This window comes from Lysinibacillus sp. S1 (assembly GCF_044986265.1).
Lineage (GTDB): Bacteria > Bacillota > Bacilli > Bacillales_A > Planococcaceae > Lysinibacillus > Lysinibacillus capsici.
On record NZ_CP173154.1, the window covers coordinates 1380923 to 1396100 of the forward strand.

Below are 15178 nucleotides of genomic sequence, written 5' to 3' on the forward strand. Positions count from 1 at the left end.
TTCGTCCTTTCACGAAGCCTTGTTTATAAAGTTAGAAGCAAATGTCTGTTCTTTTTCAATTTGTTTTGCTAATACTTCCTCAATGGCTTGCTTACGCATTTGTTGAAAATATTGTACGTTAAATTGTGCTAGTGTGTCTTTATTTAGCAATGATGCAAGACAATCTGCATCTTTTAGTGCACTATTCAGCCCAAAAGCGCCTGTTGGTGTCATTGTATGAACAGCGTCYCCTAGCAAGACAAGGCCCTTTGTCCCCCAACTATTACAATGGCTACTAAAGACATCAAGCAAAACAAAATCCTGCCAGGAAGTTATCTGTGCCTGCACTGTCTTCGTTAATTCTGGAAATGCCTCCAYAAGCTGCTGGATAAAGGGTGTAAATGMTAGTTTTCGAAGCTGAGGGAAACTACCTTGCTCAATATTCCAGCCTATTTGAAGAAAACCACCAACTTGTGTAAACAATGACAGCTGCTTATCATCGATGAGTGCCATTTTTATGGATGGTTCCCAATCAGCTGGCGCAGGAATTTTAGCCCACAGTAAATCAAAGCCATGCTTCTGTTTCTGAACATCAATATGTGCTTGCTTACGAATAGTAGAATAACGACCATCCGCACCGATAATTAACTGACTATCGATTTGTATAGGGTCCCBGTTTTTTATCGCCATAACGCCTCTAWAATGACCAGTAGCATCCGCGATCAGCTTTGTTACCTTTGTATGTAGCAAGCATGTAAAGTTAGGGAACAGCTGTGCTTTTTGTAAAATTCCTTTTAATAAATTTGCCTGTGGTACATGAATGCCTAAATGTCCTATTGCTTCATCTGGAAGAATTGTTTTMAATGCTCTGCCACCAGCATAATACTCAAGTTTCTCCATTCGTAATATACCGAGTGCCTCGACTGCTTCGAAAAGATGGTGGCTTTTTAAAACAGCCTCCCCTTCCTCATTTAAATGCTCGCCACGAAATGCCTGACCAAGTGCTACATTTTGCTCTAATAAAATCACTGACAGCCCTTTTTTAGCAAGTAGGTAGGMTAACAATGCACCAGCAGGACCTGCCCCTACTATACAGACATCTGCTTGATAGTTCACTTTTTTTCACCCTGCTTTGGATAGGCAATAATACGCAAATCCTCGCCTATTTTATCAAATGATGCAAACTCAACATTCCATGCCTCATGCATGAGAGAGGGATTATAGCCAGCAAACGGCGTTAACGATAGATTTCCACCCAAAACTTTAGGTGCTATATATACTACATATTTATCGATTGCACCTTGCTGTAAAAAGGAAGCATTCATTTTACTTCCACCTTCTAGCAAAATATCTGTTATGCCGTGTATATAAAGCTTTTCAAGCATCTCATCAATCTGTAATCCATATTCATTTTTTTGTACGGGTAAAACTGTAACACCTTTTTCTGTAAATAAATGAATTTTTTCTTGGTTTACGTCGTCACTACAAACAAGAATCGTTGGTGCATCCTCTGTATTCAAGACATTTGCATTGTCAGGTGTACGTAGAGAACTATCCATAATAATACGTGTTGGSTTTTTTCCATATCCCTCTTTTAGTCTTGTTGTTAAAGAAGGATTATCAGCAATGACTGTACCCACGCCAACTAAAATTCCATCTACTTCATGACGAATATGGTGAACATCCTCACGTGCACCCTCTCCAGTTACCCATTTTGAATGTCCTGTATGCGTAGCAATTTTCCCATCTAGAGTCATAGCAAATTTTGAAATAACAAAAGGACGATGCGTAAGCATATTGTGAATAAAACGCTCATTTAAACGGCGCGCTTGTTGCTCTAAAACCCCCACTTCCACCATTATTCCAGCATCTTGTAGCAATTGGATGCCACGACCTGCTACTGCTGGATTTGGATCTTGCATAGCAATTACCACTCGACTGACACCAGATTCCTTCACTAAATTGGCACAAGGAGGTGTCTTACCATAATGTGAACAAGGCTCTAACGTTACATATAACGTAGCACCCAGTGCATGCTCTCCAGCCATTCGAAAAGCATGCACTTCAGCATGTGGTTCCCCTGCTTTTCTGTGTAAACCTGTACCTACAATCACACCGTTCTTCACGATTACAGCCCCAACAAGTGGATTAGGGTTCGTATTTCCTTTAGCACTAGCTGCTAAATCCAAAGCCAGTTGCATATACTTTTCATCTACATTCATCATCATCGCAACCTCCACCTATTGCTTTTCACGTATATGTCCAGATTTTTCAACTTTCGTTTCTAAATAAAAACGATTCGTCTCTGTCAAACCGCCCCATAAAGGAACATGCCCTTCCGCAGCCATGCCACGAGCCTGTAATGCAGCCAATTTCTTCGGATTATTTGTAATAAGTGTTACTGGTTTGGTACGCAGTGTAGCTAATACCGCAAGTGCTTCGTCATAAGAACGTGTATCATCTGGGAAGCCAAGTGCATGGTTTGCTTCAACTGTATCGAGCCCTTCCTCTTGCAATAAATAAGCAAGAGATTTAGAGAATAGTCCAATACCACGACCTTCATGATCAGCTAAATAAAATATAGCACCACAGCCATGCTCAACTATCATTTTCATAGACTCATGCAACTGGTATCCACAATCACAACGCTGGCTGCCAAATATGTCGCCTGTGTGACAAATACTATGCATTCGGATTAAAGCATCTTCTGAATGGGTAAAATCACCATATACAAGCACAGAGGATTGTTGTAAAAATGCTAAATTAGCAGCGGCTAATCCATCAATGATTTCTTCTTTAGTTAAATTCGCATCAATTTTAAGCCAGTTATACCATTGAAAAGTTGCAGAAAAATCGCCTTGTTTTACAGGCAATTTCACTGGTCCAACTAGGCAAATATTCTCTGTATTTGTATGCTTTACTAACGTCATTTTATCTTTTACTAAGTCCATCACTTTAGTTGTAATTGTCATATTAATCTCCAACCTTCTATAGAAACAGTTGGCTAAATTCACCAACTGAGCACATGTATTTTCACATCACTTACATAACGTAACTTAGTTTATAWYWMTAAMTMWMWWGYGTMWWTMGWSMGCTATTACTCTTTAATTATAATTATTAGGGATGATAATTTTATTATTACTTTTTCATCATATACTACTAGCTTATGGAGATGCTATTTTTTCTGTGCAGGCTAGTCTATAATAAGCTGTRRTACTGWAATGACGAAAGGAAGTTTAACATGAACTTAGAAAAAAATGTTCAACTAAAGCAACCAAAATATCAACAAATAGCCATTGATCTCGCCTCCAAGATTGTTGAAAGAAAATACAGCATTGGCGATAAAATATATGCAAGATCCTCTCTTGCCAGTCAATATAATGTTTCTGCTGAGACTGCAAGAAGAGCTATTGCCGTTTTGCAAGACTTAGAAATTGTTGAAGCTTCAAAAGGTAGTGGCGTAATTATAAAATCGTATGAAAAAGCGGCTCAATTCGTCAGACAGTTTCATGATGTACAATCGATTCATGAAATACAAAATGAACTTTTGACAAGTATTCAAAAGCAACATCATGAATTGATTAATTTACAAGACAAGGCAAAGCAACTAATTAGCCGCACAGAGCATTACCGGTCAGTCAATCCGTTCATCYCCTATCAATTAGAAATGACAGCTGATAGTCCATGCATTCATCAAACTGTACAAGCTTTAAATTTTTGGCAAAATACTTCTAGTACTATCGTTGGTATTCGACGTGGCAACGAATTATTACTATCCCCTGGTCCTTATGTCTCATTTGAAGAAGGGGACATTATTTATTTTGTTGGAAATGATGAAAGTTTCGCTAGAGTTCAAAGCTTTTTATACCCAAATTAAAATCCGTTTAAGCGCTGATATAACAGCGTTTAAGCGGGTTTTTTCTTATTTGTCGATTTGACAAAAGTAACAACCCTTTGCTACAGTAAGGTTGTTACTTGTTTATTTTTGGGTATCATTATCCTCACATAGTAATAATCTACGAAAGGAGTGCTTCTATGGAAAAAATTAAAATAGAACACGTATCGAAAGTGTTTGGCAAACATATTCCCCAAGCACTAGAACTCGTTAAGCAACAAAAAAGTAAGACTGATATCTTAAAAGAAACAGGTGCAACTGTTGGAGTATACGATGCAAGCTTTACTGTCAACGAAGGAGAAATCTTTGTTATTATGGGATTGTCAGGAAGTGGCAAATCTACGCTTATAAGGCTTTTAAACCGCCTAATTGAACCAACGAGCGGAAATATATATATCGATGGAGAAAATATTTCTACCATGGGAAAAGAAAGTCTACGGTCTGTACGAAGAAACAAAATGAGCATGGTTTTCCAAAACTTCGGTTTATTCCCCCATCGTACATTACTTCAAAATACCGAATATGGCCTTGAAATTCGAGGTATTTCAAAAGAAGAACGGCAAGCAAAAGCTGAACAGGCTTTAGAAAATGCTGGATTACTCGCTTATAAAGACCAGTATCCAAATCAGTTATCAGGTGGTATGCAGCAGCGTGTTGGTTTAGCACGAGCCCTTGCTAATGATCCTGAAATATTACTAATGGATGAAGCATTTTCAGCACTTGATCCATTGATTCGCAAGGAAATGCAAGATGAGCTACTCGATCTACAACAAACATTGAAAAAAACTATTTTATTTATCACACATGATTTAAATGAAGCATTACGCATTGGGGATCGCATTGCCATTATGAAGGATGGCTCTATCATTCAGATTGGTACGGGTGAAGAAATATTAACCAACCCAGCAAATGATTATGTCAAAACATTCGTGGAAGATGTGGATCGTTCTAAAGTATTGACAGCTGAAAATGTCATGGTACGTCCAGTTTATGTCAATACAGACCTAGATGGCCCTAAAGTGGCACTAAAGCGTATGCGTCAAGAGGCTGTAAGTTTATTAATGGCTGTTGATAAAAATAGACATTTAAAAGGCTATATCACTGCAGACGATGCACTAGCTGCAGCGAAGAAACAAGAGCAAACCGTCCATTCTATTGTGCAATCAGAAGTATTAACTGTTCCACCAGATATGCTACTACAGGATATTTTAGGGATGATTTATAATTCTCCTACTCCTATTGCCGTTGTGAAAGATGGTCGCTTGCTTGGTGTACTAATTAGAGGCGTTGTCATCCAAGCACTGTCAACTAGCGATGAGGAGGCCGAATCACATGAATAACTTTTTAGATAATATTCCAACATTACCACTAGCTCCGTGGGTAGAATCAGCTATGGACTGGTTGACGAGTAATTTTTCAGCGTTCTTTAACTCTATTCAGCAATTCGGAAAACTACTCATGAATCAGGTCACTGATTTATTAATTAGTATCCCAGCCATTATTCTTATACTTCTTGTCGTGATATTTGCCTTCTTCGTTTCAGGCAAAAAGTTAGGGCTTGCTGCATTCTCATTAATTGGCTTGTTGTTTATCTATAACCAAGGATTATGGACTCATCTTATGGAAACAACCACGCTTGTGATCTTTTCCAGTATTATATCCATCATCATCGGTATTCCACTAGGTATCTTAATGTCAAAATCAACGGTAGCTGAAAACATTATTAAACCAATACTAGATTTCATGCAAACAATGCCTGGCTTTGTCTATTTAATTCCAGCCGTTGCCTTTTTTGGTATTGGTATTGTACCTGGTGTCTTTGCATCCGTTATCTTTGCTTTACCCCCAACTGTACGTATGACAAACCTCGGTATTCGTCAAGTACCAAAAGAATTAGTGGAAGCTGCAGACTCCTATGGTAGTACAGCTAGCCAAAAATTATTTAAAGTAGAAATCCCCCTTGCTAAATCAACCATTATGGCAGGGATTAACCAAACCGTTATGCTGTCACTTTCTATGGTAGTTATTGCCTCTATGATTGGGGCTCCTGGTCTAGGACGTGAAGTATTAACAGCCCTTCAACGTACTCAAGTTGGGAATGGCTTCGTTGCAGGATTAGGCTTAGTTATTTTCGCGATCATTWTTGAMCGTTTAACACAAAGCCTCAATAAAAAGAAAGCATTATAAAAATGTCATCTTTCTTGCTACCATCCATCCTCCGGTGGATGTCGGCAGTTTGGATACAAAATGATGAAGAGAAAGGGAGATTCGATGAAACTGAAAACACTATCAAAGTTAGGAATGGCTCTAGGTCTAGGCTTCATGCTTGCTGCATGTAGTGGAGGCGACTCAGGCTCAAGTTCTGGAAAAAACAGTGATTCTAAGGAGGTAAACCTAGCCTATGTTGAGTGGGATACAGAAATTGCCTCAACGAATGTTGTTGGGCAGGTACTCGAAGATTTAGGTTATGATGTAACATTAACTCCTTTGGATAATGCGATCATGTGGGAGGCTGTCTCGAAAGGAGAGGCTGATGGAATGGTTGCTGCTTGGCTACCACATACACATGCTTCACAATATGAAAAATATAAAGCTGATTTAGATGAGCTAGGTGAAAACCTTGCTGGTGCAAAAATCGGTTTAGTTGTACCAAGCTATATGGATGTCAATTCTATTGAAGATTTATCTAATGAAGCAGATCATACAATCACKGGTATTGAGCCAGGTGCGGGCATTACTGCTGCTACAGAAAAAGCATTAGTGTTTTAGGGCAATTTAGYAGWTTGGAACTTTATTACTTCTTCTKYTGGTGCGATGACAACTGCATTATCAAAAGCGCTGAAAGATAAGGAAGAGATTATTGTCACAGGCTGGTCACCACACTGGAAATTTGCGAAATATGATCTTAAATACTTAGAAGATCCAAAGGGTGTATATGGTGGAGAAGAAACGATTAATACATTCRKACGTAAAGGCTTAAAAGAAGATTTWCCAGRTGTATATTCAGTACTCGATAACTTCCACTGGACAGCAGAAGATTTAGAAAGTGTTATGTTAGAAGTAATGGATGGTAAAGATCCAAAAGATGCTGCGAAAGAATGGGTTGATGCTAATCCAGATAAAGTGGCTGAAWGGACAAAAGACGTAAAAAAATAATATAAAAACAGGCACHCCTKCATAAGAGGAGTGCCTGATTAATTATGATAGCAATTTCAACATGATTGCTGCTCCTAATACAAGGACAATACAAACGATGCGTCGCCAGTCCTTAGATTCATTAAAAAACAGCATACCTAGCAGCGCTCCTCCAGCTGCACCAATCCCTGTCCAGATCGCATAGGCAGTACCCATTGGTAATGTTTCCATCGCATAGGCAAGGCCTGCAAAACTTAAGGTGAATGCACCAATCAACAGTCCTAAATTTTTCATACTCTTTGTCTTATTATATTTACTAATCATATATACGCCCAACATTTCACATAACCCTGCAACAACTAATGCCATCCATGCCATTATTCACTCACCTCTTGTTCCTTAGGCTCTCCTGTTACTAGCTTTAAGCCTACAACTCCTGCAAGTAACACAACAATACATATGATTTTTGCTAATTTCCACGGCTCTCCAAATAGCAAGCTATCCGCACATACAGTACCAGCTGTTCCTAATCCAACAAAGATTGCATAAACGGTCCCAACTGGTAGATGCTCACCTGCTTTAATGAGCAAATAAAAACTAATAAAAATGGCAATTGCTGTACCAATCCATTCTAGTACACTTGTTGCATGCTTTAACCCAATGACCCAGCCAACTTCAAAGCAAGCCGCTATAATGACGCTGATCCATTGTTTATTCATCATAAATCCCTCCATTTTATAAGACACGGCCGAATAATTGGATGATCCAACTACTTTTTCAGCATTCGCCAAATGACTTGATTTTAGCCAAACAAAAAAAGCCTGAAGAAACTGTCTTTAAACAGTATCTCCCAGGCTTTTATCCTTCCGTGTCACAAAATCAATTTGTGGTTTTCTCTCGGACCAGACTAGCAAGCGCTACGGAACCCTAGAAAACTTTTATTCGATTATTACTCTTAGTATAGCAAACTATTCAATGATTTTCCACTGGTACATAGCCAACCTTTKCTACCATTGCCTGCCCTTCCTCAGAAAGTATCCAATCAATCAGTTTCTGTACATTTTGATTTTCCGTTCCTGCTGTGATGGCATAAAATTCAGACACTAAAGGATATGTACCATTTTGAATATTTTCTTTTGTTGGTGCTACTCCGTCAATGGATAGTAATTTGATCTTTTTGTTACCAACCATCTCTGTAGAATAATATCWAAACGTAAAGCCCAAGGCATTTTTATAATTTCGATATTGCGACACTTCACGAATGATTCCGCCCATTCCTGATGCAACATCTTCAGTGGGTGCCTCCATGATTGGCGTATTGCCCATCAGCTTTTCTAGTGTCGTTTGGCTTCCACTATCTGCTGGGCGTTGGAAAGCACGAATGGCCTCATCCTCCCCACCCACTTCACGCCAATTAGTTATTTCTCCAGCATATATTTTTTTGACCTGCTCAAGTGTTAAATTATTGATTTTATTTTTACGATGCACAAAAAAGACAAATGCATCTCGACCAATTGGCGTCATATCAAATGTAAGTCCTTCCTTTTCTGCCTGCCATTCTTGTGAGGTGGACGGGGCTGCCACAAAGATCAAATCAACATCTCCAGCTATTAAATTTTGATAGGCCTCTGGTGTACGACTTACTTGAACTCTACTATTATATGGAGGATATTCCCCTTTGGGATACGTAGCCTCCACAAAAGCCGCATATAAAGGGTACATGGCTGTTGCACCATCTAGTCGGGGTAATGACTCTGTCAATTGTAAGGTAGCTTTATTTTTCACTATTTCATTGCCAGGGACAAATGGCTGATAGACTGTTACATCAATTTCCGCATCAACAGTGGGAATACTCATTTTATAATAATGTTGAATCGGTTTAATGGCTGCAATCAACAGGGCGATTCCCATGACACCAAATAGCAAGCCCCTTCGTTTTTTTGTGTTGGTCCATTTAAACATACTACAAACAATCCAGACAAATAAACAAACAGGTATAGTAAAGACCAAATTAATTAAATGCAGCCCACCAMWWAATGTGATCATGAATGCAACCATTAATGTCACAACGGATAAACCAATTAGTATCGATACTATTTGTAATAAACTAAGCATACAAAGACCTCCCTAGTGTAATTTTACACTCCTTATACCAATGGTACCCGAAAGATAAAGCATTCACAACTATATATTCTGAAAATTATGGTAAAATTAATTTTGTCTGGATTTAATGAATGCTTTTTGTATGAAGGTGGTATATCAACTATAGAAAAGGGATCTTTTCGAAAATCTCAAAAAATCTCGACAACCTATGCTAGGGCATAATTGATACAAGTAGKAGGGTGTACATATGGCAATTGAAAAAGTACGTCGCCATTTAGCACAATGGCATGTAGAACACAAAATACAAGAATTAKAAGAAAKCTCCGCAACAGTTGAGTTAGCAGCMCAGGCGCTTGGCTGTGAGCCAGAGCGCATAGCAAAMTCTTTATCTTTTCTTGTAAATGATGGAGCGATCTTAATTGTGGCTGCTGGTGACGCAAAMATCGATAATGCAAAATATAAAGCCGTATTTGGTACGAAGGCAAAGATGTTATCCAAAGATGATGTGGAGAMGATGATCGGCYATGATGTCGGAGGTGTATGCCCTTTTGGTGTGAATGAGGGCGTAGCCATTTATTTAGATGAATCTTTAAAACGTTTTACTACAGTATTTCCAGCGTGCGGTAGTAGTAATTCAGCCATTGAGGTAACCATTTCAGAACTTGAAACATATGCTCCCTATAAAGAATGGATTGATGTCTGTAAAGGCTGGAATGAATAAGGACCAAACGATTGGCGATACTTTAAAAAGTCTCGCCAATTCATGTTGTTGAAAAAAGATAATATCGCTAGGAGAAATAATACMTTTTGGCAGGGTAAGGGTTGATTTCCGTTCAGCAGCGTCCATTCCAGGGGGCGTCCAATGAGCCGCTTCTCTCACTTACGTGATCTGACCCCAAAAATATAAACTTTTTTACGAAGCTTTTCGATACTCAACGGGACTTTTTCCGTTGAGTTTTCTTTTAATCCGCTCATGATTGTAATAGTAAATATAATCTGCTAATGCTTTTGTAAATTCTACATAGTTTTTAAACGTAGTTGTGTACAGAAATTCTGATTTCAGAATACCAAAAAAGCTTTCTATTACGGCATTATCTAAACAATTTCCTTTCCGTGACATACTTTGCTTGATTTCATGCGTTGTCAATAACGCTTTAAAACGGGGTATTTGATATAACCATCCTTGATCAGAATGAATGATTAAGCCACTCTTTTTCGATAACTTTGTATACGTAAACGCCTTTTTAAAAGACTGTTGAACTAACTCAAAATTAGGTGATTTTGATACCTCATATCCAACGATTTCTCGATTGAATAAATCTAATACAGCCGATACATAGATTTTTTGACCGTTTATTTTAAACTCTGTGACATCGGTTACCCATTTCTGATTGGATGCAGTGGCTTCAAAATCACGTTGGATGACATTCTCTGCGACATAGCCGACTGTCCCTTTATACGAACGGTATTTTTTAGGGCGTACCGTCCCTTTTAAGCCCAATTCTTGCATCAATCGTTGTACCGTTTTATGGTTGATGAAAAAACCTTCATTTCGGAGGGCAAGACAAATACGACGATAGCCATAACGCCCCTTATGGTGATGAAAAAGTGTCTGGATTCGTTCTTTGATCGCCTGATATTTATCTGGTTTTACCCATTTTTGAAGATGATAATAATACGTACTTTTCTTGATTTTTGCCACTTTTAATAGAGCTTGAAGTGGAAATTCCAGCCTTAGCTCATACACAGCTCTCATTTTTTCTTCGGTTTGAATGCTTCCTTTTCTTGAACTAAGGCTTTCAACTTTTTTAAATAGGCATTTTCCATCCGTAAATACTCAATTTCCGCTTTTAACTCTTCCGTTGTTTTTTCATTTAAATCAGACGAAGGTGGTTGTTTTTTTGGCATTGATTGGTGCTCCTTTTCTATTTGATAGAGCACCTTTCCAGCCTTGGACATCCACTGTTTTTTCCATCTCCGAATGGTTTCACGAGAAGGAATATTAAACTTCGCAGCAGTCTGAAGGAGCGAATCGCCCGTCTCTATCAGGTGTTGAATTACTTTTATTTTAAAAGAATCTTCGTAATTCGTGAACCCTTGAGGACGAATAATTCCTTCAATGCCATGGTATCGATATAATTCAATCCATAATCGAACGTACTGTCGATCCCTCTGTAATCTATTGGCAATCTGATACGTACTTTCCTTTTCTTCAATGTAAGCTAGAACTGCGGCTAACTTTTGTTCATCAGAAATCACTAACTGCACCCCCTATATTAGATTTTTTAAGTCCAATATTTTGGGTGCAGTTCACTAAATCCCCTAGGWGTGACGCTGGCTCCTCTTCAATCAACCATTCTGCAAAGTGTCTTTACTTTTTTAATAGTAGCATAGTAATAAAATCGCCCATTATCTGTATTCATAGCGGGGATAAGCTCTTATTTTCAATGTGGAGAAGTGATGAGTGACAAGAAGTGAACACCTTCACTTTATTTGAAAACCTTTGCTAAAAAGATAACACTTTTGTAGGTTGGAGTGGAAGGCTACTTGACTCCCGTGGGATAGCGAGTCAGGCAAAACGCTGGACGGAGCGAAGGAAGCGGTTCTGCGCTCGCCCACAGGAAAGCAAGTAGCCTGCAACGGCAATCCATTTTCACCTTCTAAAAAATTTTATGGGTGGTTTTGTTTTTCAGCACTATAGATTTGCTATTCCTTGTAACCAACGGCTAACCAATGTGAATCCCATTCTGTAATTTGATTGCCTACCCGACAGCTTAAACCACATGCACGATTATCAGCAACAAATGAGCCAATTAGCCACTTCTTAGCACGATATCCTTCTTTTAACTGCACTGTTATACTAGGCATCTCCACATACTGTTGGTAAATAAACAAATTATCATCATAGTGTTTGGATGTAGAAGCATTTACTCTACGCCCACTTCCTGCGTAAATTTCTACTGTATTTCCCTCACGAGAATAAACTGGCTTCTTGACATAGGGTACATCATCGCGAATAAATGGTTCTGCTGTAAGGTATGTAGGAAGCATATATTGCAAAATAGCTGCTCGTTCCTCGGAAGTAAAGAGCAATGGATCATTTCTCCGCTCCCATATTAACCATAATAAGATTTTCGATTGTAATACATAGGCAGCAGGTGGATTAATAATTGCTAGCTGTCGTTTTTTGACAAGCTCTAAAAGATGCAAGCCAATGCGATCACCATCTGCTGCCACATCATCTWTTAAAAACTCTACAGGGTKTGCGGGTCTAAATAAAATATCAATTTTCTCMATTGTAGGTGTAKAAAGACCTTGTGCTACCTCAGACGTGTCACTAGAAAAGATGATAAGCTCTTGTATGGGCACATACTCAATKTCAAAAGGAATACARGACTTGATRARVTGTWYSTKGCMAKASTCWTCGTAGTCCTCTTTCGCTGTTTTTCCTGTGATGACAATCTTCGGCTTTTTGACATTATGTAAATATTGAATGGCAGCAAAAAGAGCGCCCGACAATGCTTTTTGTAAGGCTGTTACATCATTGGGATTTTTATAGCCAAAATGCTGACATAGTGCGTCATTCATCTTGAAGGTTTCTTGTACAAGAAAAGGGGTTTCTCCATTTAACTCTAAACATTTAATGTAGCCCTCCTCTGTACAAATAAAATCAAATCGTGCCAGAATTGATTGCTGCTGTAAATAATCTAATTGAATATATGGGATCATTTCTGGTCGAATACCTAAGGCTAAGAGCTGATCGACCGATAAATGTTTAAATTGTTTCCCGACTTTTAAAAAGATGCGCCAAAGCATTTGTGTTGCATAATGAAGTTGATCAATTTGTTGCTTTGGCAATTCTAAAACATCATATAATGCGTACTCTAAATCCTCAAAGTCAGGAAAGAAGTCAGGGAATTTTGAGTAAAATGCTTGTCGTTGCTGTGTGTGATTCATCATGTTCTTCACTCCCTATCCTAACCTTACGAGGAGGACGAGCCTCCACGAGATGCCCCACCTGAACCAAAGCCCGATTTTCCTGTGCTTGAGGAAGAGCTATTGGAGTAGGAATTGGAACTCTTAGATGAACTATCCGTCGAATAGGAGCGTTGTCCACTCGAATAAGAATTTGATCCACTTGAAGTTGAGCTACCTGAAGTTGAACTAGCCTTATTTTGCGTACTGTTTGTTATACCATTTGTATGTTTACTTTCATCCTTAGCGCTTGATGACGATCGTGGCACTGCTGAGCCGCCACCATTGCTTTGCTCATCTCGATCTGTACCATTTTTTAAATTGCGACTTTTATATATCGCACTTCCTATCATGGCTCCAGCCGTTGCATACATCAAACCATTAAAGAAATGCTGGGCATAGTAAGGTGAATTTTCATCGATACATTCAAAGGAACCATCATCACCTTCTTGCCATTCATCACAGGCATCAGCCATTTCACTATTGTAAACACTTTCTATTTCATCACTTGTATTTGCTTGATTTTGATCTTCAGTTATCTGATTAGAAGTAGTTAAAGGGTATTCTTCTGCTGTTTGTATTTCACTATTTCCACATGCTGCAAGCTGCACAGCCATCAAAGATGCCGTTGTCACAGCCATATATTTTTTTATTTGCTTAGCCATATTATAAACGCTCCTTTATTTCTGCTACCTAGTTTACGATTATCTCCTATTTTAGGTTTCATTTTTTACAAAAACATACAATTTATTTTAGCAGAAAAAATCCCAAACAGTAGGATTGTTTGGGATTTACAGTATTTTATGATTGTTTGGACACGACTTTTTTTCCATAAGTCATATATCGCCATAATTTTTCAAATGGTCCTATCGTAAAGAACTTAAACCAAATCACGCTAAAAATTATTTGAATGATAAACGTAATACTCGCTATCACTACAATATCTGATGGTGAAACTACTTCTAGCCCCATTAATGAAATGATGGCTGTTCCAATAAAGCTTTGCGCTAAATAGTTTGTAAAGGCCATTTGCCCCACACGTCCAATTGGCTGAAGTAGCTTCACTATTGTTTTATGTTCTAATAGAATAAACAAACAACTTAGATAAAAATAGGTTGTTGGAACAACCCCTAAGCCAATGATAGATTGAAGCTGTTGGTCATCTGCTTGTGAGGCAAACCAAATCCATAATGAGCATCCAATAAAGAACGGGAAAGTACTATAAAGCAACCATTTTATTTTTTGACTATGTGCTCCAATGTGCCCAATCCAATCAGCTTTTGCTACTAAAAATCCACTTAAAAACATAATAAAGATGGCTACGGCATCATTGCCTAAAAAGCCAAATATAGCTGACGAAACTGTATTAGACGGCATATACATTTGTCCTAATAATGCCAGAATATGCAGTGTGATAATCGTAAACAACCATTTAAAAATGGTTGAAACCTTCGCAGAGTAAAATGGTAGCAATAAAAAACCAATCACTGCGTAAATGGCTAGGATAGAGCCCCAAAAAATAAAAATATGAATAATACCTATAACCAATAGAGCCAATAAGCGTCTTGCAAAGCGCATTCTCGGTCTATCTCCCCGCGCTTCTGCACGTGTAGCAAAAATATAAAAACCAACCCCAAATAGGAATGAAAAGATAGAGAAAAATTTCTTTTCTATAAAAATATTAATAAGTGAATCAATAACTCCATTGATTCCGCTCATATCAGGCATTGGTGCACCCTCCATCAAGAGCTGATAGGCACCTACATTAATAAATAAAATACCAAATAACGCTAATCCTCGAATAATATCTAAGGCAATGATTCGTTCTTTTTGTGTAACGGATGGATTCATGTTGAAAAACTCCTTATCTTTTATGCTATAGCTAGCATAACTCCCCATCCTTACAAGTAATTATTTTTAAGCTTACGGGAACCTTACAAATCAAAAAGAATAGTCTTATAGTTTTTTATCCTCTTCTACGATGAAATATTACATATTTTATAGTAAAAACATCGAAAAGAGAGGTTTAGGAGATGAATAGAAATCGCAAGCTCGGTTTTTGTTATCCCGGCTACCGTTACTGTGGTCCTG

The 15178-nt window shown here is 38.2% G+C and carries 15 protein-coding genes, 2 pseudogenes and 1 riboswitch (1 of these 18 only partly in view); of the genes and pseudogenes, 6 read left to right on the forward strand and 11 right to left on the reverse strand.

The annotated features are described in order from the left end of the window. Positions 1-9: 9 nt before the first annotated feature. From ACHZEU_RS07265 to ACHZEU_RS07275, 3 genes are read right to left on the reverse strand one after another with little or no spacing between them, the layout of a single operon-like run. Positions 10-1095 carry an FAD-dependent monooxygenase gene (locus ACHZEU_RS07265; RefSeq protein ID WP_404804293.1) on the reverse strand — a complete coding sequence of 362 codons (1086 nt, stop codon included), beginning with the start codon at positions 1093-1095 and terminating at the stop codon, positions 10-12. Beyond that, positions 1092-2204 (reverse strand): bifunctional diaminohydroxyphosphoribosylaminopyrimidine deaminase/5-amino-6-(5-phosphoribosylamino)uracil reductase RibD, encoded by a 1113-nt coding sequence (gene ribD, locus ACHZEU_RS07270; protein ID WP_404804584.1) that lies wholly within the window; start codon positions 2202-2204, stop codon positions 1092-1094. The genes ACHZEU_RS07265 and ribD overlap by 4 nt, the downstream gene beginning before the upstream one ends. A 15-nt stretch (positions 2205-2219) precedes the next feature. After that, positions 2220-2951, reverse strand: a complete 732-nt coding sequence (locus tag ACHZEU_RS07275) for a GTP cyclohydrolase II (protein WP_048391249.1) — start codon at positions 2949-2951, stop codon at positions 2220-2222. 269 nt (positions 2952-3220) lie between these two features. Here ACHZEU_RS07275 and ACHZEU_RS07280 point away from each other — a divergent pair, with 269 nt between their 5' ends. The 4 genes and pseudogenes from ACHZEU_RS07280 (at position 3221) to ACHZEU_RS07295 (ending at position 7030) form a co-directional block, all read left to right on the forward strand. Then, the gene (locus ACHZEU_RS07280; RefSeq protein WP_404804294.1) at positions 3221-3856 is read left to right on the forward strand and encodes a TrkA C-terminal domain-containing protein; all 636 of its coding nucleotides are present in this window, start codon (positions 3221-3223) and stop codon (positions 3854-3856) included. 158 nt (positions 3857-4014) lie between these two features. After that, on the forward strand, positions 4015-5214 hold the full coding sequence (locus ACHZEU_RS07285; protein WP_048391251.1) for a glycine betaine/L-proline ABC transporter ATP-binding protein: 1200 nt from the start codon (positions 4015-4017) through the stop codon (positions 5212-5214). Beyond that, positions 5207-6061 carry an ABC transporter permease gene (locus ACHZEU_RS07290; protein WP_404804295.1) on the forward strand — a complete coding sequence of 285 codons (855 nt, stop codon included), beginning with the start codon at positions 5207-5209 and terminating at the stop codon, positions 6059-6061. The genes ACHZEU_RS07285 and ACHZEU_RS07290 overlap by 8 nt, the downstream gene beginning before the upstream one ends. An 84-nt stretch (positions 6062-6145) precedes the next feature. Beyond that, positions 6146-7030, forward strand: a pseudogene (locus tag ACHZEU_RS07295) (glycine betaine ABC transporter substrate-binding protein). Between the two features lie 42 nt (positions 7031-7072). Here the strand turns inward: ACHZEU_RS07295 and ACHZEU_RS07300 are convergent. The 3 genes from ACHZEU_RS07300 to ACHZEU_RS07310 all read right to left on the reverse strand — a co-directional run bounded on the left by ACHZEU_RS07300 (position 7073) and on the right by ACHZEU_RS07310 (position 9124). After that, the gene (locus ACHZEU_RS07300) at positions 7073-7387 is read right to left on the reverse strand and encodes a multidrug efflux SMR transporter (RefSeq protein ID WP_048391256.1); all 315 of its coding nucleotides are present in this window, start codon (positions 7385-7387) and stop codon (positions 7073-7075) included. After that, complete coding sequence (locus ACHZEU_RS07305; RefSeq protein ID WP_004232293.1) at positions 7387-7728, reverse strand: multidrug efflux SMR transporter; 342 nt, start codon at positions 7726-7728, stop codon at positions 7387-7389. The genes ACHZEU_RS07300 and ACHZEU_RS07305 overlap by 1 nt, the downstream gene beginning before the upstream one ends. 126 nt (positions 7729-7854) lie before the next feature. After that, positions 7855-7951, reverse strand: a riboswitch (guanidine-I (ykkC/yxkD leader). A 30-nt stretch (positions 7952-7981) separates the two neighbouring features. Continuing rightward, complete coding sequence (locus ACHZEU_RS07310) at positions 7982-9124, reverse strand: PstS family phosphate ABC transporter substrate-binding protein (protein ID WP_404804296.1); 1143 nt, start codon at positions 9122-9124, stop codon at positions 7982-7984. A 235-nt stretch (positions 9125-9359) separates the two neighbouring features. On the opposite strand from ACHZEU_RS07310, the gene ACHZEU_RS07315 reads away from it, so the two are divergent. Continuing rightward, positions 9360-9833 carry a YbaK/EbsC family protein gene (locus ACHZEU_RS07315; protein WP_404804297.1) on the forward strand — a complete coding sequence of 158 codons (474 nt, stop codon included), beginning with the start codon at positions 9360-9362 and terminating at the stop codon, positions 9831-9833. Between the two features lie 192 nt (positions 9834-10025). Here the strand turns inward: ACHZEU_RS07315 and ACHZEU_RS07320 are convergent, their stop codons facing one another. From ACHZEU_RS07320 to ACHZEU_RS07340, 5 genes and pseudogenes are all read right to left on the reverse strand, one after another. After that, positions 10026-10868: an IS3 family transposase gene (locus ACHZEU_RS07320; protein ID WP_066038259.1), complete on the reverse strand. Its 843-nt coding sequence runs from the start codon at positions 10866-10868 to the stop codon at positions 10026-10028. Then, positions 10865-11371 carry a helix-turn-helix domain-containing protein gene (locus ACHZEU_RS07325; RefSeq protein WP_066038258.1) on the reverse strand — a complete coding sequence of 169 codons (507 nt, stop codon included), beginning with the start codon at positions 11369-11371 and terminating at the stop codon, positions 10865-10867. The genes ACHZEU_RS07320 and ACHZEU_RS07325 overlap by 4 nt, the downstream gene beginning before the upstream one ends. A 447-nt stretch (positions 11372-11818) precedes the next feature. Next, positions 11819-13072: pseudogene (locus ACHZEU_RS07330) on the reverse strand (glutathionylspermidine synthase family protein). A gap of 23 nt (positions 13073-13095) precedes the next feature. Next, positions 13096-13752: a hypothetical protein gene (locus tag ACHZEU_RS07335; protein ID WP_404804298.1), complete on the reverse strand. Its 657-nt coding sequence runs from the start codon at positions 13750-13752 to the stop codon at positions 13096-13098. A gap of 136 nt (positions 13753-13888) precedes the next feature. Then, positions 13889-14938 (reverse strand): DUF418 domain-containing protein, encoded by a 1050-nt coding sequence (locus ACHZEU_RS07340; protein WP_404804299.1) that lies wholly within the window; start codon positions 14936-14938, stop codon positions 13889-13891. A gap of 182 nt (positions 14939-15120) precedes the next feature. Here ACHZEU_RS07340 and ACHZEU_RS07345 point away from each other — a divergent pair, with 182 nt between their 5' ends. After that, on the forward strand, positions 15121-15178 hold the beginning of the coding sequence (locus ACHZEU_RS07345) for a Parvovirus coat protein VP1-like protein (RefSeq protein ID WP_404804300.1). Its footprint extends 206 nt past the window's final position; only the first 58 of its 264 coding nucleotides appear in the window; the start codon lies at positions 15121-15123; its stop codon lies off the right edge, out of view.